This window comes from Mesorhizobium sp. M0664 (assembly GCF_040320565.1).
Taxonomy (GTDB): domain Bacteria; phylum Pseudomonadota; class Alphaproteobacteria; order Rhizobiales; family Rhizobiaceae; genus Mesorhizobium.
The window spans coordinates 176,066-200,949 of sequence record NZ_JAMYPW010000004.1 but is presented as its reverse complement, the minus strand read 5'-3'; the positions used below and the strand labels follow the sequence as shown (position 1 = coordinate 200,949).

The 24,884-nt window shown below is 61.8% G+C and carries 28 protein-coding genes; 11 read left to right on the top strand and 17 right to left on the bottom strand.

The window, feature by feature from the left end; genetic code table 11:
• Window positions 1-2: 2 nt before the first annotated feature.
• A complete protein-coding gene (locus NKI39_RS08775; protein WP_352540232.1) occupies window positions 3-1,370 on the bottom strand; it encodes a PRC-barrel domain-containing protein in 1,368 nt (455 codons plus the stop codon).
• 252 nt (window positions 1,371-1,622) lie between these two features.
• Here NKI39_RS08775 and NKI39_RS08770 point away from each other — a divergent pair, with 252 nt between their 5' ends.
• The gene (locus NKI39_RS08770) at window positions 1,623-2,543 is read left to right on the top strand and encodes a diacylglycerol/lipid kinase family protein (protein ID WP_352821302.1); all 921 of its coding nucleotides are present in this window, start codon (window positions 1,623-1,625) and stop codon (window positions 2,541-2,543) included.
• Between the two features lie 58 nt (window positions 2,544-2,601).
• Here the strand turns inward: NKI39_RS08770 and NKI39_RS08765 are convergent, their stop codons facing one another.
• Complete coding sequence (locus NKI39_RS08765; RefSeq protein ID WP_292659198.1) at window positions 2,602-2,775, bottom strand: hypothetical protein; 174 nt, start codon at window positions 2,773-2,775, stop codon at window positions 2,602-2,604.
• A 146-nt stretch (window positions 2,776-2,921) separates the two neighbouring features.
• Here NKI39_RS08765 and NKI39_RS08760 point away from each other — a divergent pair, with 146 nt between their 5' ends.
• Entirely contained in the window at window positions 2,922-4,448 is a 1,527-nt protein-coding gene (locus tag NKI39_RS08760; RefSeq protein ID WP_352613535.1) for a sensor histidine kinase, read from the top strand.
• 48 nt (window positions 4,449-4,496) lie between these two features.
• Here NKI39_RS08760 and NKI39_RS08755 read toward each other — a convergent pair whose 3' ends face one another.
• Window positions 4,497-4,976: a hypothetical protein gene (locus NKI39_RS08755; protein WP_352540234.1), complete on the bottom strand. Its 480-nt coding sequence runs from the start codon at window positions 4,974-4,976 to the stop codon at window positions 4,497-4,499.
• 10 nt (window positions 4,977-4,986) lie between these two features.
• Window positions 4,987-5,313, bottom strand: a complete 327-nt coding sequence (locus NKI39_RS08750) for an ElaB/YgaM/YqjD family protein (protein ID WP_023678546.1) — start codon at window positions 5,311-5,313, stop codon at window positions 4,987-4,989.
• A 110-nt stretch (window positions 5,314-5,423) separates the two neighbouring features.
• Here NKI39_RS08750 and NKI39_RS08745 point away from each other — a divergent pair, with 110 nt between their 5' ends.
• On the top strand, window positions 5,424-5,921 hold the full coding sequence (locus tag NKI39_RS08745) for a response regulator (protein ID WP_352821300.1): 498 nt from the start codon (window positions 5,424-5,426) through the stop codon (window positions 5,919-5,921).
• 29 nt (window positions 5,922-5,950) lie between these two features.
• Here the strand turns inward: NKI39_RS08745 and NKI39_RS08740 are convergent, their stop codons facing one another.
• Window positions 5,951-6,502, bottom strand: coding sequence for a sigma-70 family RNA polymerase sigma factor (locus tag NKI39_RS08740; protein WP_023678544.1), 552 nt, complete (start codon window positions 6,500-6,502; stop codon window positions 5,951-5,953).
• Window positions 6,503-6,505: 3 nt separating this feature from the next.
• The gene (locus NKI39_RS08735) at window positions 6,506-6,709 is read right to left on the bottom strand and encodes a NepR family anti-sigma factor (RefSeq protein WP_023678543.1); all 204 of its coding nucleotides are present in this window, start codon (window positions 6,707-6,709) and stop codon (window positions 6,506-6,508) included.
• Between the two features lie 217 nt (window positions 6,710-6,926).
• On the opposite strand from NKI39_RS08735, the gene NKI39_RS08730 reads away from it, so the two are divergent.
• The 5 genes from NKI39_RS08730 to NKI39_RS08710 all read left to right on the top strand — a co-directional run bounded on the left by NKI39_RS08730 (window position 6,927) and on the right by NKI39_RS08710 (window position 10,232).
• Window positions 6,927-7,721, top strand: coding sequence for a response regulator (locus NKI39_RS08730; protein WP_352471123.1), 795 nt, complete (start codon window positions 6,927-6,929; stop codon window positions 7,719-7,721).
• A 226-nt stretch (window positions 7,722-7,947) separates the two neighbouring features.
• A complete protein-coding gene (locus tag NKI39_RS08725) occupies window positions 7,948-8,112 on the top strand; it encodes a DUF1328 domain-containing protein (RefSeq protein WP_023678541.1) in 165 nt (54 codons plus the stop codon).
• A 191-nt stretch (window positions 8,113-8,303) separates the two neighbouring features.
• Entirely contained in the window at window positions 8,304-9,338 is a 1,035-nt protein-coding gene (locus tag NKI39_RS08720; RefSeq protein ID WP_352451150.1) for a sensor histidine kinase, read from the top strand.
• Window positions 9,339-9,469: 131 nt separating this feature from the next.
• Window positions 9,470-9,640: a hypothetical protein gene (locus NKI39_RS08715; RefSeq protein ID WP_352685923.1), complete on the top strand. Its 171-nt coding sequence runs from the start codon at window positions 9,470-9,472 to the stop codon at window positions 9,638-9,640.
• Between the two features lie 346 nt (window positions 9,641-9,986).
• Window positions 9,987-10,232, top strand: coding sequence for a YMGG-like glycine zipper-containing protein (locus NKI39_RS08710; RefSeq protein WP_006328050.1), 246 nt, complete (start codon window positions 9,987-9,989; stop codon window positions 10,230-10,232).
• A 98-nt stretch (window positions 10,233-10,330) separates the two neighbouring features.
• Here NKI39_RS08710 and NKI39_RS08705 read toward each other — a convergent pair whose 3' ends face one another.
• The 4 genes from NKI39_RS08705 to xylF all read right to left on the bottom strand — a co-directional run bounded on the left by NKI39_RS08705 (window position 10,331) and on the right by xylF (window position 15,445).
• Complete coding sequence (locus tag NKI39_RS08705) at window positions 10,331-11,953, bottom strand: CHASE domain-containing protein (protein ID WP_352821298.1); 1,623 nt, start codon at window positions 11,951-11,953, stop codon at window positions 10,331-10,333.
• 129 nt (window positions 11,954-12,082) lie between these two features.
• The gene (locus NKI39_RS08700; RefSeq protein WP_352831427.1) at window positions 12,083-12,883 is read right to left on the bottom strand and encodes an ATP-binding cassette domain-containing protein; all 801 of its coding nucleotides are present in this window, start codon (window positions 12,881-12,883) and stop codon (window positions 12,083-12,085) included.
• A gap of 15 nt (window positions 12,884-12,898) precedes the next feature.
• On the bottom strand, window positions 12,899-14,263 hold the full coding sequence (locus NKI39_RS08695; protein WP_352831425.1) for a sugar ABC transporter permease: 1,365 nt from the start codon (window positions 14,261-14,263) through the stop codon (window positions 12,899-12,901).
• A 141-nt stretch (window positions 14,264-14,404) separates the two neighbouring features.
• Window positions 14,405-15,445 carry a D-xylose ABC transporter substrate-binding protein gene (xylF, locus tag NKI39_RS08690; RefSeq protein ID WP_352685929.1) on the bottom strand — a complete coding sequence of 347 codons (1,041 nt, stop codon included), beginning with the start codon at window positions 15,443-15,445 and terminating at the stop codon, window positions 14,405-14,407.
• A 285-nt stretch (window positions 15,446-15,730) separates the two neighbouring features.
• Here xylF and NKI39_RS08685 point away from each other — a divergent pair, with 285 nt between their 5' ends.
• Window positions 15,731-16,975, top strand: coding sequence for an ROK family protein (locus tag NKI39_RS08685; RefSeq protein WP_352685931.1), 1,245 nt, complete (start codon window positions 15,731-15,733; stop codon window positions 16,973-16,975).
• A gap of 9 nt (window positions 16,976-16,984) precedes the next feature.
• Here the strand turns inward: NKI39_RS08685 and phoB are convergent, their stop codons facing one another.
• Genes phoB through pstS form a run of 6 tightly spaced genes read right to left on the bottom strand, consistent with a single transcriptional unit; the run spans window position 16,985 to window position 22,196 of the window.
• On the bottom strand, window positions 16,985-17,674 hold the full coding sequence (gene phoB / locus NKI39_RS08680; protein ID WP_031212149.1) for a phosphate regulon transcriptional regulator PhoB: 690 nt from the start codon (window positions 17,672-17,674) through the stop codon (window positions 16,985-16,987).
• A 16-nt stretch (window positions 17,675-17,690) separates the two neighbouring features.
• Window positions 17,691-18,398, bottom strand: coding sequence for a phosphate signaling complex protein PhoU (gene phoU / locus NKI39_RS08675; protein WP_023678534.1), 708 nt, complete (start codon window positions 18,396-18,398; stop codon window positions 17,691-17,693).
• Window positions 18,399-18,430: 32 nt separating this feature from the next.
• Window positions 18,431-19,234, bottom strand: a complete 804-nt coding sequence (gene pstB, locus NKI39_RS08670) for a phosphate ABC transporter ATP-binding protein PstB (RefSeq protein WP_352451144.1) — start codon at window positions 19,232-19,234, stop codon at window positions 18,431-18,433.
• Window positions 19,231-20,082 carry a phosphate ABC transporter permease PstA gene (pstA, locus tag NKI39_RS08665; RefSeq protein ID WP_352613520.1) on the bottom strand — a complete coding sequence of 284 codons (852 nt, stop codon included), beginning with the start codon at window positions 20,080-20,082 and terminating at the stop codon, window positions 19,231-19,233. The genes pstB and pstA overlap by 4 nt, the downstream gene beginning before the upstream one ends.
• Window positions 20,083-20,085: 3 nt before the next feature.
• On the bottom strand, window positions 20,086-21,075 hold the full coding sequence (pstC, locus tag NKI39_RS08660; RefSeq protein WP_352831423.1) for a phosphate ABC transporter permease subunit PstC: 990 nt from the start codon (window positions 21,073-21,075) through the stop codon (window positions 20,086-20,088).
• A gap of 59 nt (window positions 21,076-21,134) precedes the next feature.
• Window positions 21,135-22,196 (bottom strand): phosphate ABC transporter substrate-binding protein PstS, encoded by a 1,062-nt coding sequence (pstS, locus tag NKI39_RS08655; protein ID WP_352685935.1) that lies wholly within the window; start codon window positions 22,194-22,196, stop codon window positions 21,135-21,137.
• Between the two features lie 653 nt (window positions 22,197-22,849).
• On the opposite strand from pstS, the gene NKI39_RS08650 reads away from it, so the two are divergent.
• Window positions 22,850-23,203 (top strand): hypothetical protein, encoded by a 354-nt coding sequence (locus NKI39_RS08650; RefSeq protein WP_352831421.1) that lies wholly within the window; start codon window positions 22,850-22,852, stop codon window positions 23,201-23,203.
• Between the two features lie 84 nt (window positions 23,204-23,287).
• Here the strand turns inward: NKI39_RS08650 and NKI39_RS08645 are convergent, their stop codons facing one another.
• Window positions 23,288-24,259: a DUF2865 domain-containing protein gene (locus tag NKI39_RS08645; protein WP_352831419.1), complete on the bottom strand. Its 972-nt coding sequence runs from the start codon at window positions 24,257-24,259 to the stop codon at window positions 23,288-23,290.
• A 333-nt stretch (window positions 24,260-24,592) separates the two neighbouring features.
• Here NKI39_RS08645 and NKI39_RS08640 point away from each other — a divergent pair, with 333 nt between their 5' ends.
• On the top strand, window positions 24,593-24,808 hold the full coding sequence (locus NKI39_RS08640; RefSeq protein WP_352768213.1) for a hypothetical protein: 216 nt from the start codon (window positions 24,593-24,595) through the stop codon (window positions 24,806-24,808).
• The last annotated feature ends 76 nt before the right edge of the window (window positions 24,809-24,884 follow it).

The window sequence follows — 24,884 nt, the reverse complement described above, 5'->3', positions numbered from 1 at the left end:
GCTTAGCGCATGATCATGCGCTGTTTGTCGCGATTTTGCGCATAGCTGGCCTTGTCATAGGGAGCCTGCGCCTCAAGCTGCTCCTTGGTGAAGTTCGTGTAGAGATAGCGCTTGCCGTTCTTGTCGGTCATGAATTTCAGGTTGTCCATGCCGACCGCCACCTCCTTCTCGCCGACGCCAAGGAAGCCGCCAACGTCGATGATGACTGCGTCGACCTTCTTGTCGCTGCCCAGCACGATATCGCCGATCTCGCCGACGTTGACATCGTTGGCGCCATAAACGGTGGTTCCAACCAGATCCTCGGCCCGGATTTCGCCCATCGGCATTTCGGTTAGCGTCGACTTGTCGATCGACCCGGTCTTGGTCTGGTCGGCCGTGGAATTAGCCGGAGGCGCCGCTGCCGGAGCGTTTTGAGCCGTCTTGCCGGCCTGGTCAGCGTTGTTAGTCGTTGCGGTGTTGTCGTTCGGCGCAGTGTTGCTGGCCATCACGGTGGGCGTGACGGTAGCAGGCGCATTGGCATCGTTCGACGCAGTGGTTGCCGGCGCCGGATCATAGGCCTTGCGGTTGAAGTCTGGCTGCGCCTGCAGCTCTTCCTTGGTCGTTTGCGCGACCAGCCAGCGATCGCCGTTCCTCTCGGCCCACTGCGCCTTGTCGAAGTCATAGGCGACGTTCTTTTCGCCGATGCCGAGGAAGCCGCCGACACCGATGATCAGCGATTGCGCCTTGGCTTCCTTGTTGATGACGATGTCGTTCACGTCACCGATGTTTTGGGCGTCGTCGCCGGTGCCGTTATAGACGGTCTCGCCGATGATATTGGTGGCGAGATTGCCTTCGGCGCGCTTCACTGGCTCAGCCGGCGCGGCAGGCGCCGGGGTTGTATTTTGCGCGCTGGTGGAAGGGGCGGCAGGCGCCGCATTATCCGCCGAAGCTGGTGGCGGAGTCGGATCGTAAGGCCTCCGGTCGAAATCCGGCTGAGCCGTCAACTCATCCTTCGTCGTTTGCGCTATCAGCCAACGGTCGCCATTTCTTTCGGCCCATTGCATCTTCTTGTAGTCGAAAACGACGTTCTTGGTTCCTATGCCAAGAAAACCGCCAACGCCGATGACGACGGATTTTACCTCGCCGCGCTCGTCGAAGACGACATCGGTGATCTTGCCGATATTCTCTGCATTGTCGCCGGTGCCGTTATAGACCGACTCGCCGATGATATTGGTGACAAGGCTGCCCTCGGCGCGTTGCACCGGAGCGGCTGGAGCGGAATTCTCTACGGCGGGTGGTTGCGCCGGCGCCGGGGTCGTCGCCGACTGCGCAAATGCACCCGTCGCAATCAATGTTGCGACTGCTGTCGTGGTTAAAAGGGTGCGGATCATCTTAGTGTCTCCTCGTCGGTGATTTCGTGCACGCCGTACCCGCCTGGCGTCACTGCGGGCGCAGCGTCTTCTGCATGTTCACAACGTTGTGACCACACTGTTGTTCCGAAAAAAGCCGTGGTGCACCCGGTGCGATGTCAATGGTTCTCGGATTCGCCGCGTTGGTCGAAAGGAACATTTTCTCGGCCGCCCCGTTCCACTCCCGGCTGGGGCTCCGTCCCGGCCCGATAGGTGCTGGAAAATGGAACGGCCATGCGGTTTGCAGCGGTGCTGAACAAGGACGGGGGCACCCTGCGCACCATCGATCTTGAGGCCTTCGCCAGTCGGATGCGCAGCACCCTTGAGAGTGCCGGCCACTCGATTGATATCGAAATCGTCGCCGGCAAGGATATCGTCGCCACGCTGGACGGCGTAGCTTCCAGGCGCGGCATCGACGTCCTGCTGGCTGGCGGCGGCGACGGCACCATTTCGGCCGCGGCAGCCCGTTTGATGAATGGGGAGAAGGCGCTGGCAATTCTGCCGGCTGGCACAATGAACCTTTTTGCGCGCGGCCTCGGTATCCCGCAGACCCTCGATGCGGCACTGAAATCGTTTGCCGACGGCGAGGTGATGGCAATTGACATTGCAACAGCCAACGGCCGGCCTTTCGTACATCAATTCTCGATCGGCATGCACGCCAAGATGGTGCAACTGCGCCAGAAGATGGAATTCGGCTCGCGGCTGGGGAAGATGCGTGCCTCGGTGCGGGCCGCTTGGGCAACGATCAACAACCCGCCGGCCATGAACGTAACGCTGACGGTCGGTGAGGCCGAGATCAGAACGCGGATCACCGGCATCGGCATCACCAACAATCTGTTCGGCGAGGGCCACCTGCCCTATGCCGATAATCCGGCAGGCGGCGTGCTGGGCATCTATGTCACCGTGGCAAGGCGGCGCGGCGAATTGATCAGGTTCCTCTTTGACGTCGCCCGTGGGAAATGGCGCGGCAACGAGCATGTCGAAATCCATCAGGCAAACCGCGCCGTTTTGAAAATCCATTCGACTAACAGGAAAGTTCAGGCCGTCATGGACGGCGAACTGGTAAAGCTCGATCGCGAGACGACCGTCGAAATCCATCCGCGCGCGTTGAATGTTCTCGTCCCGGCGCGCGCTGTCGAGGCAAAGGTTGCCTGACGTGGGATGCGTGATGTGGGGTTGCGTGATGCAAACTGGCGCGAGCGATGGAGAGAACCTAGCCGCTGGGCGTGTTGCCCTGTTCGGTCTTCGGCGTCTCGATCATCCAGCCGTAGATTTCGGCGACGCCCCAGGCGATAAAAGCCAGCAACAGCGCGGCGATCAGGATACGAAGGACATGCCGACCCCGCCGCCCTTGACGGGCTTTGTTTTCAGGAATGGTTTTTGGCATTGTCTGGCTCCATATTTGGCGCCGGCAGGCGTAACTGGCGGGGCGTTGGCTGGTAACGGTCCCCCGCCGCGAAAGTTCCGGCACTGCAAGGCGGCAGACGGGCCGGTTGGCCTGACCAATCAGCGGAGCCGGCCACCGGGGGCATAGTGGACGACAATAGCCAGAACACGCCGGGCCTGCCGGCCGATATTCGCCGTGTGGTGGGCGCCGCGGACCGTCTTGCCGTGCTGCACGGCCTCGACACGCTGGACGGGGCTGCCGACCCTGATTTCGATCGTATCGGCGGTCTTGCCGCTTCGGCGATGCAAACGTCTGTCGCACTGATCACGCTGGTCGATGCCGAGCGGCAGTGGTTCAAGTCCTGTATCGGCCTCGACGAGACCGAAATCGCAACCGAGACATCGTTCTGCGCCTATACCATCGCAGCCGGCGACGTGCCGATGGTGGTGGCCGACGCGGCGGCGGATCCGCGGTTCAAAGCCAATCCGCTGGTCACCGGCGAGCATCATATCCGCTTTTACGCAGGCGTGCCCATCGTAGTCGACGGCGCGCTGATCGGCACGCTGTGCGTGCTCGACCGGAAGCCGCACGCACGTCCCTCCTCTGTCCAGCTCGACCAGCTGTCGGCGCTGGCCGGCCTCGCCGCCAGCCTGTTCACGCTGAAGGATGCAACCCGCAGTGCGGCGATTGCCAAGGCAGCACTGGTTCGAGAGGAAAAGCGGCGCGCTATCGCGCTCGACGCGGCTTCGCTTGCCAGCTGGGCATGGGATATCCGCAGCGATATGATCGACTGCGATGTCCTGCTGTCCGAATTGTTCAACCTGCCGAAGTCGAACAGGCTGAGGGCGCGCGACATCCTGACCGCCATCGACCCGCGCGACGTTCACCAGACCGAAACACGCTTTCGCGACGCGCTGACCGGCAGCGACGATTATTTTGGCGAATACCGTGTCAAAGGCCTCGATCCGCCGCGATGGATCGCAACACGCGGCCGCGTCATAGAACGCGACGGCGATGGCAAGCCGACGCTGATCTTCGGCGTCAACTACGACATTACCGAACGCAAGCTTGGCGACGAACGTCAACGACTGTTGCTGCGCGAGCTCAATCACCGCGTCAAGAACACTTTGGCAACCGTACAGGCGCTGGCGACGCAGACCGTTCGCCATGCCCGCCAGCCAAGCGAATTCCTCGAAGCCTTCAGCGCCAGGCTGCAGGCACTGGGCGTTGCGCACAGCCTGCTGTCGGACCGCGAGTGGCGCGGCATCGGCATCCGCGAGCTGGTGGAGATCGAGCTAAAGCCGTTCCAAGCCGCCGGACAATCGCGCATGGCGATCTCCGGCGCCGATGTCCTGCTCTCACCCGACCAGGCAGTCGGGCTCGGGCTGATCCTGCATGAACTGGCAAGCAATGCACTGCAATACGGGTCGCTCTCGGTTTCCTCCGGAAAGGTCGATCTCGATTGGAGGGTACAAGGCAGGAAGGGCGCACGCCGTCTGTTGCTGGCCTGGCGCGAAAGCGGCGGCCCGCGGGTTGCGCCGCCCGAACGCCATGGCTTCGGCTCGATCCTGATCCGCCGCAGCCTGGCCAAGGTCATTTCCAGCGAGGTGATCCATGAATTCCGGCCGGACGGCGTGGTCGCGGAAATATCGATTCCGCTCGAAGATTTGTGATTTTGCGACCGGCGCCAGAATCGTTTGCCCCGAACTATCCCCTCCGAACTATTCACGTTTGCCGGTATCCGGATCATCGGAGCCGCGCTTCACGTTCTCGCGGTAGATGGCGTAGGCAGCGAGTGCTATCGCCGGGCCGAGAATCGCGCTCAGTCTGGCCTTTCCCGGGCCATCTTTGCCCTTGAGCAGCGCCGGCAGCACGGCGAGTGCCGCAGTGATGCCGATAGCCTTCATGTCAGCGTTGCGTCGCTTCGCCCGGCGCCTGGCGCGCGAGCCGGCCGACATCCGGTAGACGAGCAGGATGAGACCGGCGATTGCGAGAAAGCCGATCCCGAAGCTCAGGGAAGCTGCCATCGGCCCATAGCGGGCCGCCGTCCAGATATAGGCCGCCCCGACCAGGAAGCCGAGGCCGCACAGCGCTACGACCGCTGCGACCGAATAGACAATTGCAGCCACACGCGCGCGTTGCACCGCCGCAATGGTTTCGCCCGAGGCGAGGCCCGAGATCAGCGATGCAAGCATTCCCATGCGTGCAGAACTAGCGGCGCGCGAGAAGCGCGAAGAGGAACCCGACGCCGGCGGCGATCGCCAGCGACGTCACCGGCTTCTCGCGCATATGCGCTATCATCTGCGCCTCGATGTCCCTGGCGTTGCTGCGCAGGCTGTCGAAGGCTGCCTCGCCCTGGGTTCGCAACTGCTCGACGCTTTCGGCGGCGGCTCGCCGCGCTGCCCCGTAGCCATGTTCGCCAGTTTTGGCCAACAGCTTGGTAAGTTGGTCGATGTCGGCCTTCAGTTGTGCGATGTCGGCCTCAATATCGGAATTCGTGCGGGCTTCGTTCGCGGCCTTTCCTGCGGCAGTCGCCATTGCTTCACTCTCCATGCTTTTGCTCGGTCGAAACGCCCGACAGACCCCAAGGTTCCGGCACGAACCTCTTCTAACCCTATCTCCGGCAGCGCGCGTTGCAAATGCCTTGCATGGGCCGAGGCCGACGCATCCGCGCCAGCGCGTCTTTTTTAAATGACAGCATGCCAAATAACGATCATGACTTCCCCCGTTTCACGATCGAGACGAATTTAAGGAGATATTGCTGCGTGCGCGCATCACTCGACGGTTTGCGGATTCTTATCCTGGAAGATGAGTTCCTGATTGCCATGGATATCGAGCAGCTTTGCCGCGACTACGGCGCGCTCAATGTGGTCATCGCCCGTGATCTGACTGAGATCGAACAGCAAGACGTTGCCGCGCAGTTCGATGTGGCCATCGTCGACCTCATGCTGAGCGGCGTTTCGACGCTCCAATTTGCTTCGCGGCTGCGTGAAGCGGGCATCCCGTTCGTCTTTGCCTCGGGCTATTCGGATACGGACGAGATCAAGAAATCCTTTCCCGGCGTCAGACTGGTCACCAAGCCCTATTCGGGAGACGATCTCGTCGAGGCAGTGGCGGCGGCCTGCAGGCGAACGCCTCTCCGCTGAGGCGCGGAGCGGTTCGAACACGCCGCGCTTCACGCAGCCGTCGACCCGGTTACCTGAGCCGAAATTGCGTCCGGGCCATACTCGTCTTCACCGGAGATCTTCAGAATTTCCTGCAGCCGTGTGCGGGCGCGGCTGACGCGGCTCTTGATCGTTCCGACGGCGCAGCCGCAGATCTCGGCCGCTTCCTCGTAGGAGAAGCCCGACGCGCCGATGAGGATAATGGCTTCGCGCTGGTCTTCTGGCAGCAATTCGAGCGCGCCGCGAAAGTCCTCGAGGTCAAGTTGGCCGTGCTGGGCCGGGTGAACGGCAAGCCTGGCCGTCATGACGCCATCGCTGTCCTGCACCTCGCGGCCGCGCTTGCGCATCTGCGAATAGAATTCGTTGCGCAAGATCGTGAACAGCCATGCCTTCAGATTGGTGCCGGGCTGGAAGCTTTCATGCTTGTCCCATGCCTTGACCAATGTTTCCTGCACCAGGTCGTCGGCCTTGTCGGCGTTTTGCGTCAGCGACACGGCAAAAGCCCGCAGGCTCGGGATCGAGCCGAGCAAGTCGGTCTTGAAGCCCTGGGAGACGGCCGCCATGCCTCAGTCCTTCTTTTGTACAGGTTCGGCTTTTTCCAACTGGCTGAGCAGTTGGGCGAAGCGATCCGGCACATTGTCGGAGACCAGCTCGTCGTAGTATTGTTTGAGTTTGCGGCCGATTTCCGAGTTCGGCCCAAGCGGGTCGCGGGAAGCAGCCCGGCGCCCGTTGCCAACGCCACCCATGGTAGCTTTCGTCATGTTCTTCATTTCGCCCTTTTGTCCCAGCCTTAAGCCGCCCTTCAACACATAACGCAAGGCAAGCGGCAGCCTCGTCTGGTTGCCCAACCCGCCCCTAAACGCCAGCCCATATATTTAGTTCCGCATGATCGGAACTTTTTCGCAGAACCCGCGTTTTCAACTCTGGGCTTGCGAACCGTTTTTTAGCTGTAACATGCAATCACGTCATATGAGGGAGACGTCCAATATGAGCCTATCAGCCACCATCGCTCCGCACCTGCCGTTCCTGCGTCGCTTCTCGCGCGCAGTATCCGGATCGCAGGAGAGCGGCGACGCGCTGGTCGCCGCAATGCTCGAGGCCATCATTGCCGATGTCGACATCTTTCCGAACGCATCGAACGACCGCATCGCGCTCTACAAGGTCTTTGCCAAGCTCTTCACCTCAGTGGCCATTCGCGTTCCGCAGGAGCATGCCCAGTCGGCATGGGAACAGCGTGCCGCGGCCAATCTGAATGCAATTGCGCCTCGCCCCCGCCAAGCCTTTCTGCTGGTGGCGGTCGAAGGCTTCAGCGAAGACGAGGCGGCGGAGATTCTCGACGTCGACGAACAGGAATTCTCCGAACTCCTCGCGCAGGCGAGCAACGAGATCTCCCGTCAGGTGGCAACCGACGTGCTGATCATCGAGGATGAGCCGCTGATCGCCATGGACATCGAGGAAATGGTCGAAAGCCTCGGCCACCGCGTCGTCGGAACGGCGCGCACCCACGCCGAGGCGGTGGCGATGTTCGGCAAGGCGCGGCCAAAGATGGTGCTTGCCGATATCCAGCTTGCCGACGGAAGTTCGGGCATAGCGGCCGTGAATGAGATCCTGTCGTCGACCTCGGTACCGGTGATCTTCATCACCGCCTTTCCCGAGCGCCTGCTCACCGGCGAGCGGCCGGAACCGGCATTCCTGGTTACCAAGCCGTTCAATCCGGACATGGTCAAGGCTCTTATCAGCCAGGCCCTGTTCTTTGACCGGCACGCGAAAGCCGCGGCATGAAACAGCGGGCGGCCGAACTGCGGCCGCCGAGACAGCCGCTCCCCAGGATCAGAGGGGAGTGACGCCGGCTCAATTCACTGGCAACCAACTGGGGCAACCAACTGGACCTTTCCACACACCGCGGCAATTCGGGCCCTGAAGATTTTCAGCATCGTCTTTTTCGGAAAATGGTGGAACAAACGGAGGCGAATCACGTTTTCACCGCAGCATTGGAAGGAGATCGATCATGCTTTACTGGGCGCTCGTATTTCTCGTCGTGGCGATCATCGCCGGTGCGCTTGGTTTCGGCGGCATCGCTGGCACCTCGGCCGGCATAGCGCAGATATTGTTCTTCATCTTTCTCGCCTTCCTGATCATATCGCTTATTGCCGGCCTGATCAGACGAGCGTGAATGCCAAGCGGCCATTCAAGCGAACACTGGAAGCCGCACCCCTCAAACGGTTTCCAGCCACCGCCGGGCAGTGTCCTCCAACGGGATGCCGCTCGGCGGACCGCTTTTTAAGGTTTGATACGAACCTCCTCCTTTTGGAACCCATTTTTCCGCGAACCGTTCAGCCCGACATGGGTTGAGCAAATTGACCGATGCGTTCCAGAGTCGGAAAAATGAAAGACCGCGGCCAGAGTGATGAGATCATCGCTTTGCATCCCGCCGAAAGCGGGATGCAGCTTGGTCGGGCCCTTCTCCATGCACTGCACAATGCCGGGATTTCCGTCCTGTACCAGGATCGCGAGATGAAGACGGTGTGGGCGCGCAACATGCGCGCGCCCTGGACTTCCGATGCCTCCGACAACAACGGCATCTTGCCGCCGGCGCAGGCAGAGCGTATCGGCGCCGCCAAGCACGACGTCATCGTCTCCGGCAATCCTCAACATCTTGAGCTCAGTGTGCCGGCCGATGACGGCGCCCGCTGGTTTCAGGTGTGGATAGACGCCGACCGCAGCGAGACCGGCGCGGTGCAGGGCGTCGTGACCACCATGGTCGAAACAACCGAGCAGAAACGCCGGGAGCAGACGTTGAAGGCGCTGCTGCGCGAAGTCAGTCATCGCTCCAAGAACCTTTTGGCCATCATCCAGAGCATCGCCACCCAGACGGGCCGTTATTCCGGCAGCATTGACGATTTCCTGACGCGCTTCCGGGGCCGATTGCAGTCGCTGGCCTCCTCGCAGGATTTGGTTACGTCATCCAACTGGCGGGGAGCGGCGCTGCGCGAGCTGGTTTCCGGTCAGGTCGGCAGGTACGGCGCGGATCCCTTGCACAGCCTACGTTTCCGCGGCGCAAATCCATATCTCAACCCCAATGCCGCCTTGCACATCGGCTTGGCCATGCATGAGCTCGCCGTCAATTCGGTCAGCTATGGCGCACTGTCGCGCAGCGACGGTTTCGTCGAGGTGACGGCCGATCTGACGGCAGCTTCCGCTGGCGAGCCTGCGCTGTCGCTGACATGGGCCGAAGTGATCGGAGCCAACGACAATCAGCGCAGTGAGAAGCGTTTTGGCAGCGTCGCGCTCGAACGCGTCGTGCCCACTTCATTGAATGGAACGGCGACCCTTGAGATCACCGGGAACCGCCTCGAATACCGCCTTGTCGTTCCTCACGGTAATTTCGAGACGGATTAACGAGCGGCGGTCGCCGCGCGAAGGCTTGCTGCGCATCGCCATCTTTAACCGACTGTTCACCATAAAGTCCGATCCTGTGCGAACGTGCCGATCCGCCGGATTGAGTTTGGCACAAAGTGAAGGGATGGGCGTTGACGGCTGCAGACGTGAACAGACTGGAACAGGCCGCTCGCGTCTCGATGGGCGGTTTTCAGGATCCCGACGCGCCCGCAACGCCCGCGCCTCGTGCTTCGCCCCTGCGCTTCGCCGCCGTCGCGCTTATGGCCGCGATCGTCCTGACCGCCGCGTCCCAACTGATCTGAATCGAACTCGCCTCTGCTTGATCGCTTTGAAACCACTGCCCGAGTGCTCGGCCGTGCCCGTTCGCGGTCGCTGACCTGCAGGGCCAGGCCCAACATGTCGGCGCCAGATGCCTTGCCGTCGATCCGGCGCTCGAGAACGACCATGACAGGATCGTCTGGAACGTGCGCCCCAACGGCACGCTCGATGCGTCCTTGGAGATTTCCGGGTTCGTGGTAGCATCGAACGGCGCACGCCCCGAAAAAGACTATCTTAATCAACAATGAAATCGTGCGGGCAAAGGCCGTACTTTCATGCTAAATGGCGGCTGGAGCTTATTAAAGTGAGGACAAAAGTGAGGATGACTCCATGCGGAAGATGATTATTGCCATGGTTGCCGTGGTTGCGGTCAGCGGCTGCACCACCACGGAAGAGAACGTGGGTATCGGCACTGTGGGCGGCGCGCTCATTGGTGGCGCTGTCGGCGGCGGTAAGGGCGCTTTGATCGGCGCCGGCGCTGGTGCGATTGGCGGTCTGCTCGTTCGCCGGCTGCAAAATGGCTACTGCCAATACAGAGATCGTCACGGCCGGATTTACACAGCTCGCTGCAACTAGTTTCGAGCTCCAGGCGAACAGCAAACGCGGAGGCAGGCCACCTGTCTCCGCGTTTGCTCTTTAAAGCGCTGTTGCGATGCGGCCCACGAGACGGCGTTTCAGGCCGGCAGCGGAACCTTGATTTCCACGTTCAAGCCATCTTCGCGAAAATCGCGCCTGATTGTGCCACGCAATTCGCGCGTGACGTTGAGATCGATCAGTCTGGTGCCAAAACCACTCTTTGCCGGTCTCTCAAGCTTCTTCTGACCGGCCTCGCGCCAGTTGAGAGCCAATGTCCGGGTGCCGCTACGGGCTTCGAGCGACCAGTCGACCTTCAGCGCACCGACTGAATTGCCGGCTTCGCCATGCTTCAGCGCATTCGTCGCCAGTTCGTGAAAGACGAGGCCGAGTGCCTGCGTCGTCTTTTCATCGAGAAGAATCTGCGGTCCCGACAGCAGCCCTTCAGGAAGCTCGCTGCCGAACACCTGGCCTAGCTCGATGCGCAGCAGGTCGCCGAGATCGGCTTTCTGCCAGCGTGAGCGCGTCAGCATGTCCTGGGAAGCCGCCATCGCCTGCAGCCGGGCCGAGAAAGAAGCCGAGAATTCCTGGACGTCGGTGGTGTGCGATGCTGTCTGGCGCGCGATTGCCAGCACCCGCGTGATCGAGTTCTTGATGCGATGCTTCATCTCCTGCAGCATCAGGTCTTTTTCCAGCAGGCTCTTTTCGGTCGTTTCGTGAAGCAGCGAGACCGCCTCATAGGCCCGCTCCTGATAGCGGGCCACCAGCGCGATGGCGCCCGCAAGCAGCAGTCCGAACAATCCGAGCATCACCGGGATGGCGCGCGAGGAAGGTTGCGAGAAAGCACTTGTCGGCCTGAACAGGACGACCCACGGCCGGCCGGCGACGGTGACCTTGCGGGTGACCAGCAGCCTGTCGCCGAGGCTCGAAACAGGCGGCGTTTCCGATTGGAACAGCAGGTTGTCGCTGTCCACCGTGCCGTCATAGATCTCGGTGTTGACCGGCAGCAATGGTGCCCGGCTGAGCGCAGCCTGGAACAGATCACGGGCGCGGAAGGCCGCATAAAGGAAGCCGGCAGTCGAGGATCTCGTCGCGTTCACGGCGTCCGGCGCGGTTTCGACATTGAGCCGGACGAAGACGAGGAACCCGGTAAAGGTCTGCGCGGCACCCGTATCCTTGCCGAACTGCACGAGCCCGCTGGCGTGCTGCTGGTCGTCGGCCATCGCCTTTTCGATCGCCTCGCGCCGCGCCGGCCCGGTGAACATGTCGTAGCCGATGCTGGATTTGTTGGACGGATCCAGCGGTTCGAACAGCACGATGGGCGTACGCCACGGTAAGTTCGTGTCGGGATAGATCGGATGGCTTGCGCCGTGATCGTGCAGGATGTCGCGCTCGACCGCCGCCTCGTTGCCAGTTTTCGCCAGGCGGAGGAAACCGATGCCGCGCAGGCCGGCGAAATTATTGTCGACGTCGAGCGCGTTGAAGAAAGCCTTGAACTCGCCCTGCGAGATACCGCCATTGCGTGCGTCGAACAGCGCCCGGGTCGAACGCAGCAGCGACAGGTCCAGGTCGATGCGGCTTTCGATCCGGTTAAGCGCGTCGTCTGCCGTCGCCTCGAATTTAATGCGGGCCGCCTCCTGGGTGGCAAAATAGGCAAAACCCGCCATCGTCAGGCTGATCAGCGCGACGGCGATAAAAGCGACGGTCGGAAAAAGCTTCTTCAATTGCTGATACGTCCCGTGGACGGTTCGGCATCTTTATGGGCAAGTCCTGACGCCAACACAATGGCGAGGCCAAAGCATGGTGACGGCTGGCACATTTTGGCGGCGTGTGATTAGCCGGCTAATTCTCGTTCATGCGGCGATCTTCAGCGCGCCCGGCCCCGGAATGGCGCGGGGTGGGCACTTGCCGAGGATGATCATGCCGAGCACCTCGTCCTGGGTGACGTCGGTTGTGCGCGCCGTTCCGACAACCCGACCGTTCTTCATGACGCAGACACGGTCGGCAAGCTCGAACACGTCGTGAATATCATGGCTGATCAGGAAGATGCCGATGCCGTCGGCCTTGAGCTGCCTGACCAGTTCGCCGACCTGCGCCGTCTCTTGCGGCCCGAGTGCAGCCGTCGGCTCGTCCATGATCAGGATGCGAGCATTGAACAGGATGGCGCGGGCGATCGCCACCGACTGCCGCTGGCCGCCCGAAAGCTTTACCACCGGCTCCTTGAAGCGTTGGAAACGCGGATTGAGCCTGCCCATCACTTTGCGCGCCTCGGCCTCCATGGCGACGTCGTCGAGCGTTCCCCAGCCGGTCATCAGCTCGCGGCCGAGAAACAGGTTGGCGGCCGCATCGACATTGTCGGCCAGCGCCAGCGTCTGGTAGATCGTCTCGATGCCGTACTTCTTGGCGTCGCGGGGATTGGAGATCGAAGCCTCCTCGCCGTTGACCAAAATCTGGCCCGCATCGCGCTTGTAGGCGCCGGACAGGATTTTTATCAACGTCGATTTGCCGGCACCGTTGTGACCGAGCAAAGCCATCACCTCGCCCGGGAAAAGGTCGACAGAGGCATCGTCGACGGCGCGAATGCCGCCGAAAGCGATGGAGATGTTGCGCATGTCGATCAGCGGCGTGCCCGTGGGAGCGGTTTTGTCTGCCATGATCGTTCCTCCTCCCTACACACGTTTGCGATAGACGGTATCGAGCCACACCGCGAGCACCAGCACGGCGCCGACAACGATGCTCTGCAGCGGTGAATCGATGCCGAGCAGCACCATGCCGGACTGCAGCGACTGCATCAAAAGCGCGCCGGGCATGGCGCCGAGCACTGTGCCGGAGCCGCCGGCGAGCGACGTGCCGCCGATCACCGCCGCCGCGATGACCAGCAGCTCGTCCAACGTGCCCAGCGCATTGGTCGACGAGTTCTGCCTGGCTGACGAGATCGCCGCGGCGATCGTCGCCAGCACGCCCATGATCATGAACACCTTCATGGTCACCCAGCGCGTGTTGATACCGGCAAGGTTGGCTGCTTCCGGATTGCCGCCGATGGCGAAGACATAGCGGCCGAAACGGGTACGCTTGGCGATGAAGGTCATGATCAGCCCTACGGCTACAGCCATCAGCACGGGTATGGCGATGCCATGGGCGATGAACAGCCCGCCTTCGGGAACCGTTATATTGTTGGCCGCCGCATATCTGTTCACGATGCCGACCGGCCAAGGATAGGAATTGGCAAGCCATATGGCGCCCATGATGGCAGCGCAGGTGAGGACACCGAGGAACGTCTCGGCCCAGATCGGGCGCAACGGAAAGCGGAACCGCTTGCGCTGCACCCGCCCGTTGAGCAGCATGAACACAACCGCTAGGCACGCGACAATTCCGACGATCCAGCTCCATCGCGCGCCGATCGAACCCGCCGGCCCGCCCCCCATCAGCTGGAAAGTGGCATCAAGCGGCGCAATCGTCTGACCGCTGGCGACCCACCATGCGGCACCCCGCCAGACCAGAAGGCCGCCCAGCGTCACGATGAAGGCCGGCACCTCGAGATAAGCGATGATGTATCCCTGGAACGCTCCGATCAGAAGGCCAAGCGCCAGGCCGATGGCCAGTGCCAGGATCCAGATCCAGGGATTGCCTAATTGCAGACCGATCATTCGCACCAGGAAATGCACCTGCGCAAAGCCCATGACCACGCCGATCAGACCTTCGGCGGAACCGACCGACAGGTCGATATTGCGCATGACGATAACCAGCACCATTCCGGCGGCCATTATGGCCACGGCGGAAGTCTGCACCGACAGGTTCCAGAGATTGCGTGGCGTCAGGAAGGTCCGGCTGTCGAAGTCGAACGGATTGACGCCGAGCCGTACGCTGGAAATGACATGCAGGCCGACCCAGATGACCAGCAGCGCGCCGACCATGCCGAGCATGCGCGTGTCGAGTTCGGTTGCCTTGAGAAATCGGGCAACGATGCCGAGCTCGGATTCCCGTGCCCGGTCTGCCGTGCTGTCGACCGGCGTGTTGGACGTGGTGTCGGTCATGATGTTTCTCCCGCCGGGTTGCCGTCTGCCGCGGATGCCGGAAGCAGCCTAGAAGTTATCCGCCGGAAGCGGAAAAACAACTCTTGTTGAAAAACGCCGCGGCGAGCGGCCGCGGCGTTCGGACTTCTCGGAAACGTCGGCTCAGTTGCAGACTGCAACAGTGCCAGCCGTCACGCCGGCGCAGACCTCTTCTTTCTTGATCCAGCCGGCGTCGATGACGACGTTGAGGTTGTCCTTGGTGATGGCGACCGGGGTCAGGAACAGCGACTTGACGGTATTGCCGCCGGGCGTGGTGAAATCCTTCACGCCGGCAATGTCGGTCATCTGCTTGCCGTCGGCCAGCTGCGAGGCGATCTCGGCGGCATTCTTGCCGAGCTCGCGCGCATCCTTCCACACCGACACGGTCTGTGTGCCGAGCGCGATGCGGTTCAGCGCGGCGTGGTCGCCGTCCTGGCCCGAAACCGGAACCGATCCGGCCAGCCCTTGCGCTGTCAGCGCGGCGACGACGCCGCCGGCAGTGCCGTCATTGGCCGCGACCACGGCATCGACCTTGTTGTCGTTGGCGGTCAGGAACTGTTCCATGTTCTTCTGAGCGTTGGCCGGCAGCCAGCCGTCGGTATAGGCCTCGCCGACATTCTTGATCTTGCCGCTGTCTATTGCCGCCTTCAGCACCTCCATCGAACCGGCAAACAGGAAATCGGCATTCGGATCGGAACCCGAACCCTTGATGAAGACATAGTTGCCTTCCGGCTTCACCTTGAAGACTTCCCGGGCCTGCATGCGGCCGACTTCCTTGTTGTCGAAGGTCAGGTAAAAGACGTCCTTGTTCTCGATCAGCCGGTCGTAGCCGACAACCGGAATACCTTCGTCCAGCGCCTTTTGCACGGCCGGCCCGATGGCCGAGGCGTCCTGCGCCAGGATGATCAGTGCGTTGGCGCCCTGCGAGATCAGGCTCTCGACGTCGGTGAGCTGCTTGCCGGGGTTGGACTGTGCGTCGGCGGAAATATACTTGTCGCCTGCGGCCTCGATGGCCGCCTTCATTGCGGCCTCGTCGGTCTTCCAGCGCTCTTCCTGGAAGTTCGACCAGGAAACGCCGATGACCTTGTCTTTAGCCTGCGCCACCGACGCCAGCGCCAGCGTCATGGCGACACCCGCCAGAATGGCGGTCGTGAATTTCTTCATCATATCCTCCCTGCGCCGCGTACGGCGTGACCAATTGGCTCAAAGACCAGCTTAGAAGCTCTAATTTTTTCGAGCCTCGAAAAAATACTGGTCCGATCTCCGGCTGCTGTCAACATCGATTCTGATGGATTTTGATGACTCTGCGAGTTTTTTCGAGCGTCGGAATAAACGATGACAGCGCCACCTGCATCTGACACTATTTGCCTCATCCGACACTATTTGTCGGACATTACCGACGGCTTCCGGTTCATGAGCGGCCGCGGCAACCGGGAGGAAAGCAAAACAATGTCGGTCGGAATCCGCCATGACGATTTGCGCCGGCGCAACCGGGCGATGGTGATCTCGGCGGTGCGCCGGGCCGGCCAGCCATCGCGTACTGAGATCGCAGCTACCACCGGCCTCAGTCATTCGACCATATCGGCGATTTCTTCCGACCTGATACGGGAAGGCATCCTCGCCGAGAGCAAGCCAAGTGAGCCCGTTTCGTTGAAACGCGGTCGTCCGCAAGTCGGCCTCGCCCTCAACCCGGAAGCGGCGGCGGTGCTGACCGTGGTGTTGTCGCTGAATTTCCTTTCGGCCGCCATTATCGACTACACGGGACAGGTGGTCGCCGAGGAACAGCGCCGGCTGGACACGCTGACTATGCCGCGCGACGAGCTGATCCGTGAATGCATGGCCATCGTCCGGCGCCGGCTGCAGGATCCAGATCTTGACGTCCGCAGTGTCGCCCGCATCGCCCTGGCGATTCAGGGCATTACCGACTCCCCTGCACGCGCCATGCTGTGGTCGCCGATCACGCCGCAGACCGACATCGCCTTTGCCGACATGCTGGAGGACGAATTCGGCATCCCGGCAACGGTGGAGAACGACTGCAACATGATGGCGGTGGCTTTGCGCTGGCGCAATCCGGATCGCTATCGCGATGACTTCATCGCCATCCTGCTTTCGCATGGCATCGGCATGGGGCTGGTGCTGAAGGGCGAACTGTTCACCGGGACGCATTCCTCGGGCGGCGAATTTGGCCACATGATCCATCGTCCGGGCGGCGCGCTCTGCCGTTGCGGGCGGCGCGGCTGCATCGAGGCGTATGCCGGCAACTACGCCATCTGGCGCAACGCCAGGCAGATGAGCGAAGACAGCGAACCGGTCGCCGACGTCAGCGACGCCGACATGCGCGCACTGGCGGCCCGGGCGCGCGAGAAAGATGGGCCGGAACGCGAGGCCTACCGCAAGGCCGGCGAAGCGCTGGGTTTCGGTCTCGGCTCGCTGTTCGCGCTGATCGATCCGGCACCGGTCGCGATGGTCGGCGCCAGTGCCGCCGCCTTCGATCTGATCGAGCCGGCCTTGCGGAAGGCAATCGCCCAGACCGCCGGCGGCCAGCATTCAGGCTCGATCTCCTTCGATACAGAGCCGAACGAATTGCCTCTGATCCGCGAAGGCTGCGCGATGCGGGCGTTAAGCTTCGTCGACCAGGAGATTTTCGCGCCGGGCGCGCAAATGAGGCCCAGCGTCAGAAAGAACGTAGCCTGACCAGGCGGGTCAATCTTCCCTGATCGCATAGCCGGCGCCGCGGATGGTGCGGATGACATCCGGCATCCGGCCGTTGTTGACGGCTTTGCGCAGCCGCCCGACATGCACGTCGACGGTGCGTTCGTCGATGTAGATTGTCTCCCCCCAGACATTATCGAGTAACTGGCTGCGCGAGAAGACACGGCCCGGATGCCGCATCATGAACTCGAGCAGCCGGAATTCGGTCGGCCCGAGCCTGATTTCGCTCTTCTTGCGATAGACCCTGTGCGATTCGCGATCGAGCACGATGTCGCCGACCTTCAGCACGCTGGACAGCACTTCCGGCTTGGCGCGCCGCAGCAGCGCCTTGACCCTGGCCATGAATTCCGGTGTCGAAAACGGCTTGACCAGATAGTCGTCGGCGCCGGTCGAAAGACCGCGCACCCGGTCGCTCTCCTCGCCGCGCGCGGTCAGCATGATGATCGGCAGCCGCTCGGTTTCGGGGCGCACCCGCAACCGACGACAGAGCTCGATGCCGGAAACCGCTGGTATCATCCAGTCGAGCACCAAAAGGTCGGGCACATTCTCCTGCAAACGGATCTCGGCTTCGTCGCCGCGTGTCACCACCTCGACCTGGTAGCCTTCGGATTCGAGATTGTAGCGGAGCAGCACACCCAACGGCTCCTCGTCCTCCACCACCATTATGCGTGGTGCGATCATCGGCTGGGCACCCCCATCATGTCACCGGTGCGGACATTGTCGTTTCGTCCTGCTTCGGACGATTGACCGGCAATTGCTCGCCGGTCAGCACATAATACGCATTTTCGGCGATGTTGGTGACATGGTCGCCGATCCGCTCCAGATTCTTGGCGCAGAACAGCAGGTGCGTGCAAGCGGTGATGTTGCGCGGATCTTCCATCATGTAGGTCAACAGCTCGCGGAACACGGACGTGTATTTAACGTCGATGCGCTCGTCGGCGGCACGAAGCTTGGCCAACGCGGCCGCATCGCCTGCAGCATATTCCTCGATGACACCCTGCACCTGGATGAGAACCAGCTGCGCCATCGCGTCGATGGAATGCGACAGGTCCCGCGGCGTGGCGCTGAGGCCGACCGCACTCACGCGCTTGGCGATATTCTTGGCAAGGTCGCCGATGCGTTCGAGGTCGCCCGCCATGCGGATCGCTCCGACCACATGGCGAAGATCGTGGGCCATCGGCTGGCGTTTGGCGATCAGGGTGATGGCGCGGTCGTCCAGTTCGCGTTGACGCGCATCCATGATGGCGTCGTCGGAAACGACGCGTTGCGCCAGCACGTTGTCGGAATTCAACAGCGCCTTGGTTGCCCCGCCGACCATCGAACCGGCGAGGTCGGCCATGTCGCGGATCAGCTTGCTGATCTGCTCGAGATCCTCGTCGAAAGAAGCGACTGTGTGTTCGCCCATGGTCCTGTCCTCATATGCATGATCGGAACGGCTCAGCCGAAGCGGCCAGTGATGTAGTCCTGCGTGCGCTTCTCGCGGGGCGACGTGAATATCTTCTCGGTCCGGTCGAACTCGACCAGTTCACCCAGATACATGAACGCCGTCTGGCGCGACACGCGCGCCGCCTGCTGCATGTTGTGGGTGACGATGACGATCGTGTAGTCGGCTTGCAATTCGTCGATCAGTTCCTCGATCTTGGCAGTCGACAGCGGGTCGAGCGCCGAAGCCGGTTCGTCGAGCAGAATGACTTCCGGCTTCACCGCCACGGTGCGGGCGATACAGAGCCGCTGCTGCTGGCCGCCGGACAGGCTCAAGCCGCTGGCGTTGAGCTTGTCCTTGACCTCGCTCCACAGCGCGGCGCGCTTCAACGCCTGTTCGACGCGGCCGTCCATCTCGGACTTGCCGAGGTTCTCGTAGAGCCTGACGCCGAAGGCGATGTTCTCGTAGATCGACATCGGGAACGGCGTCGGCTTCTGGAACACCATGCCGATCTTGGTCCTGAGGAGGTTGAGATCCTGCGACCGGTCGAGAATGTTCTTGCCGTCGAGCAGCACCTGGCCCTCGGCCGTCTGTTTTGGGTAGAGCTCATAGATGCGGTTGAACACACGCAGCAGCGTCGATTTCCCGCAGCCCGAAGGGCCGATGAAGGCCGTGACGCTGCGCTCGGGCAGCGACAGGCTGATGTCCTTCAGCGCCTTGCTCTGGCCGTAGTAGAAGTTGAGGTTCTTGACCTCGATCTTCGTCTTCTCGGCGACCGTTTCGGCCATCGTCATGTCTGGGGACAACATCTGTGTCATCTGTCCTCTCTGCGTCCGGTAAGGCTGCGGGCGAGGATGCTCAAGCCCAGAACCGTCAGGGTGATTATGAGTGCGCCGGTCCACGCCAGTTGCTGCCATTCCTCGTAAGGGCTGAGAGCGAACTGGAAGATGGTCACCGGCAGGCTGGCCATCGGCGCGTTGATATTGCTGCTCCAGAACTGGTTGTTGAGCGCGGTGAAGAGCAGCGGCGCCGTCTCGCCGGAAATGCGTGCTATCGCCAGCAATATGCCGGTGACGATGCCGGACAATGCGGCGCGGTAGGCGACCGAACGGATCACCACCCAGCGTGGCGCGCCGATCGCGGCACCGGCTTCACGCAACGCGTTCGGCACCAGGTTGAGCATGTCTTCAGTGGTGCGCACGACCACCGGAATGACCAGGATGGCAAGCGCAACGGCGCCGGCAATGGCCGAGAAATGTCCCATTGGCCGCACCATCAGCTCATAGACAAACAAGCCTATGATGATCGACGGCGCCGACAACAGGATGTCGTTGATGAAGCGGACGACGGTGGTGATGCGCGAAAAGCGTCCATACTCGGCCATGTAGGTTCCCGCCAGCACGCCGATCGGCGTGCCGACGACAACGGCGATGATCGTCATCAGCAGGCTGCCCGTGATGGCATTGAGCAAGCCGCCGGCCTCGCCCGGTGGTGGCGTCATCTCGGTGAAGACCGCGAGCGAAAGCCCGGCTGTGCCCTTATAGACCAACGCGCCGAGAATGAGCGCCAGCCAGGCAAGCCCGATGCCGGCGGCGACGACGCAAAGCGCCATCATCACCGAATTCCTGGCTTTGCGGCGGCTGTGGAGCGATGAGGATGTCGACATCGGTCAGGCTCCCGTACGGGCGTCGATCCGCATCAGCATATAGCGGGCGGCGGCGAGGATCAGGAAGGTGATGACGAAGAGGATCAGGCCGAGCGAAACCAGCGAGGAGGTGTAGAGGTCGCCGTCGGCCTCGGTGAATTCATTGGCGATGGTCGCCGAGATCGTCGTGCCCGGCGCGAACAGGGAGGCACTGATGCGATGTGCGTTGCCGATGACGAAAGTCACCGCCATGGTTTCGCCGAGTGCCCGGCCGAGGCCAAGCATGACGCCGCCCATGATACCGATGCGGGTATAGGGAATGACCACGCGCCGGGTCACTTCCCAGGTCGTGCAACCGATGCCATAGGCCGATTCCTTCAGCACCGCCGGCACCGTATCGAAGACGTCCTTGGTGATCGAGGTGATGAAGGGCAGCACCATGATGGCGAGGATCAGCGCCGAGGTCAGAAGGCCGATGCCGTAAGGAGGGCCGGCGAAAAGGCTGGATAGTCCCGGCACGCCGTGGAAGATGTTGATGATGAAGGGCTGTATCGTCGTCTGCAGGAACGGCGCGAACACGAACAGGCCCCAGATGCCGTAGATGATCGAAGGAATGCCGGCCAACAGCTCGACCGCTATGCCGATAGGACGCCTGAGCGGGCGCGGGCAGAGCTCGGTGAGAAAGATTGCAATGCCGATGCCGATCGGAACCGCGATCAGGATGGCAATGGCCGCCGTCACCAGCGTGCCGTAGATCGGCGCCAGTGCGCCAAATTTTTCCGTAACGGGATTCCAGCTCTCAGTCGTCAGGAAAGAAAAACCGAACGACGACAGCGCCTGCCATGAGCCGGCAAACAGCGAGATGGCGACACCGCCGAGGATGACCAGCACAAGAATTGCGGAAGCGCGGGTGAGTCCGCGGAATATGGCATCTGTGAGCGCGAAGCGCCGCACCGTAGCTTCCCTGGCCCGGGCTGCTGCAGATGATGGCACGGCATCGGAAGCGATGGTCATTGGGTCCTCGCGATTAAAGGCAACAGGGAGGGCGCCATCGACGCCCTCCCTGGAGGAGATTACATAGCCGAGTAGAGCGGCTTGCCGTCGTCGCCGACGACTTCCTTGGCCCACATGGCCTTGACGCTCTCAACCACCTTGTCGGGCATCGGAACGTAGTCCAGCTCGCCGGCCATCTCGTCGCCCTTGTCGTATGCCCAGGCGAAGAATTTGAGCGCTTCGCCGGTGGTCGCGGCATCATCCGGCTTCTTGTAGAGCAGGATCCACGTTGCCGCCGTCATCGGCCAGGACTCGGCGCCCGGCTCGTTGGCGAGGATGACGCCATAGCCCGGCTGCGAGCTCCAGTCGGCATTGGCCGCTGCCGCCGAGAACCCCGCCGCGGTGGGCTCGACCTTCTTGCCGTCCTTGTTGATCATATCGGTGTGGGTGAGCTTGTTCTGCTTGGCGTAGGCATATTCGACATAACCGATCGCGCCGCCGGTCTGGGAGACGTTGTTGGCAACGCCCTCATTGCCCTTGGCGCCGATGCCGACCGGCCATTCCACGGCCTTGTCGACGCCGACCTTTTCTTTCCAGACCGCGCTGACGTCGCCGAGGTAATAGGTGAAGTTGAACGTCGTGCCCGAACCATCGGAACGGTGAACGACCGCGATCGCCTGCGAAGGCAGCTTGACGTCGGGATTGAGCTTCTTGATCGCTTCGTCATCCCAGCTCGTGATCTTGCCGAGGAAGATGTCGGCCAGCGTCGGGCCGTCGAGAACCAACTCGCCCGGCTTGATGCCTTCGAGATTGACGACGGGAACGATGCCGCCCATCACCATCGGGAACTGAGCCAGTCCGGTCGCTTCAAGCTCGTCGCCCTTGAGCGGCGCATCCGAAGCGCCGAAGGTAACGGTCTTGGCCTTGATCTGCTTGATGCCGCCGCCGGAACCGATCGACTGGTAGTTAAGGCCAACGCCGGTGTCTTTCTTGTAGGTGTCGGCCCACTTCGCATAGATCGGGTAGGGGAAGGTGGCGCCGGCGCCGGAGATGTCCGCGGCGAGCGCGGCGGACAGGGTGAGGGTGGTCGTCGCCGCAGCCATTGCAATCGCAACGGCCGCCGAGCGGATGAAATGTCTCATGTGGCCTGCTCCTGTTCGGAATATGGTCTCTCGGCGCCATTCCTCCGGCGCCCGCTGAGGCCAATAGCCCCCGATTATTACAGTCGCATGACAGTTTCATGTCGCTCCGGTAACGACGTCCAGCCGGGTTAAGAAGGAGCGGCCGCGGGCTTTTGTCGGCATGGGCCGCGGTTTGCCGCTGGAATCAGCAGCTTGCGTGAATTCCGGCCGGCATCGTCTGCTCGGCGATCGCAGCCACCGGCTTTAAAAGAAAAAAGCCGGACGGGAGCGCGTTGCATGCAGCCAGAACGTGTCATGGCCGCGCCATCGCCGAAACAGGTCCGTTGGGGTAAATCTGACCCTGTTTCTTGCCGGCGGTCGCTGCTCCCGCCCGTAACTGGAGGAGCGGAACTTCGAATATCCCATTGTCGCCACTGAGCGCGGCTTTGGTATGGTGCGATCGCACCATGGCCTTACGCTGGAAGCGTTGACGAATCGCAAGGTTCTAACTCGCGCTGGACCTCCATCCGCGCCCGACCCGGCGCTCGATCTTCGAGCAACGCCTTCCACTGGAAGTGCGACGACTCTACTTCACGGTATCTACTCCCTTCGCCCTATTCCGCCGGTTGTCGGTTAGGCCGAAGCAGCGTTATAAGCTTGCAGGGGTATTGCTGATGTCTCGACGGATTCTGCCTGTCTTCCTGTGCCTGGCGCTGCCTCTGGGAAGCGGCTGCGCGCGCAGCTATGACGGCACCGTCATCATTCCCAAGCCGCTCGATGTTCGCCGTTTCTGGGACAGGCCTTCGCCGCAGGCGCAAGCCGAACAGTCGCAACTGGAGACCGACGTCTTTCCAGTGGCGCCGCAACCGCCGAAAAGGCCGGCGGTGCGCAGGAGCGCGGCTTCCGTTGCAGCGCCTCGGAGGAGGGTCACCAACAACCCGCCCATGCTGTCGCCGGAGCCGACGAAGCCGCTAACTTGCAAGAATGTCAGCGAGCCCGGCAAACGGGCCCGCATGGTCTGCGAATAGCCAACCGTCCGTCGGTTGATGCGCACGGCTCCAGGCCTTGAAGCGGCTATCCGGCCAGCCGTCTCGGAACATCGCCCGCCTTGGTCAGTCCGCTGGGAAGAAGGCCGGCCCGACCACTCTCACCGGCCGCGCGCCGATCGCTCTTTCGATCGACTGATGCTGGGCAGCCCCCTGCACTTCGGCAGCCTGCGTTTTTGCCTCTGCCGGAGCGGCACCGGCGGTTTCGATCCCGGATTCAGGAATTTCCGCGACGACGCCAAGATCCGGCTTTGCCGTCGGCAACGGTATGATGGCGTTGGTCATGTTGGCCGGTGTCACGGTTCGTGCCCTGAGCTCGGCGACGCGCCGGTAATAGCGCTTGACGTCGCAGGCCTTGAAGTTCGCGTCGTCGCGGTACCGGAACGCGGCAGGTAGCTCCACATAGGGTTTTCCCGACTCGAGCGCGACCATCTCCTCGGTCTCGCGAGTGGCGTCGCTCAGCGTATAGAGGTCGACGCCGGCATCGTCGCAGATGTAGCGACACTGATCGACCGTTTCCCTCTGATCGTCGCTCTTGGCGAACTGCGATTTTGGCGCGGGGAAGAAATATCCGTCCGACAAGCGAACGCAAAACAGCATCCGATTGCCGCCAATTGTTGTGCCTGCGGACTGGGCCTTGGGTGCCGTGCGTTGCTGCGCCGGCTGTTTCTTGGCAGCGGGGGCGGCGCAGCCCAGCGCGACAAACCTGGCCTTCAGTCCGGACGTGTCCCTGCTCGAATTCGACAGTCTGGCGATCTGCCGTTGCACCTCCGCCTTGCTGCTGACCAGGTCGGCGCAGGGATTGAAGAAGAAGCCGGCGGTTTTCGCTGCGCATCTGCGTTGTCTCTCAAGCTTTTGAATCGCGGCGAGTTGCCGGCGCAGTTGGGCAAGCTCGGGGCTGGTCCCGCCGCTGCGCCCCGCCGAAAGCAATTGGCTCCTGATGGCACCGCAGCTATCCGCGTAGGAGAAGGATGTGCCGAGCGCAACGGCTATTGCCGACACCAGCATCAGAATCGTGAGGGGCCAGAAGCGTGTCATTGGAACGACCATTATCCTTGTTGCACCGAGAACAGGATTTCTTTGTCGACTATGGATAAGTACTAGCTAAATCAGTTTTTCCTAATTGAAGTAGATCAAACCGCCACCAGAGACTTTAGCTCTAGTGTATTAGATCCACTCGTGTAAATTCAATATTACATTTTTATTTCAAGATTAAGACGAACCGGCAGCAACGCCGGCGGACGCCCGCCACGGCGAAGTTTGATGCGCGCGGCGGGTTCGGCATCGCGATCAATCCGGCGTTACCGGCCGGCCGTCGCTGAAACCTTAGCCCTGGGATCGGCGTTGAGCGGCCAAAGGAGGAGACCGCAAATGTCGATCCACTTCACTGTCGCGGACCTGACCAGGAATCTGTTCCATTCACTTTGGTTGGACCATGAACGCGCACCGAGGCCACTCGACCACGAGCAGAGGCTTTTGCTGGAGTGCTATCTCGCCGGCCAGATACCGGAATCGGCTTGGAGCGACTATGTCTTCGAGGTGCCGGAACTGGCGCGACATGTCGAGGCGAGACGAAGGCGCCACTAAAGCGCATCGCGGTCGACCGGGCGTCATGCGACGCGCTTAGGTTCTTGTCTAATGCATGTCGTTGTCGCAAAACCGC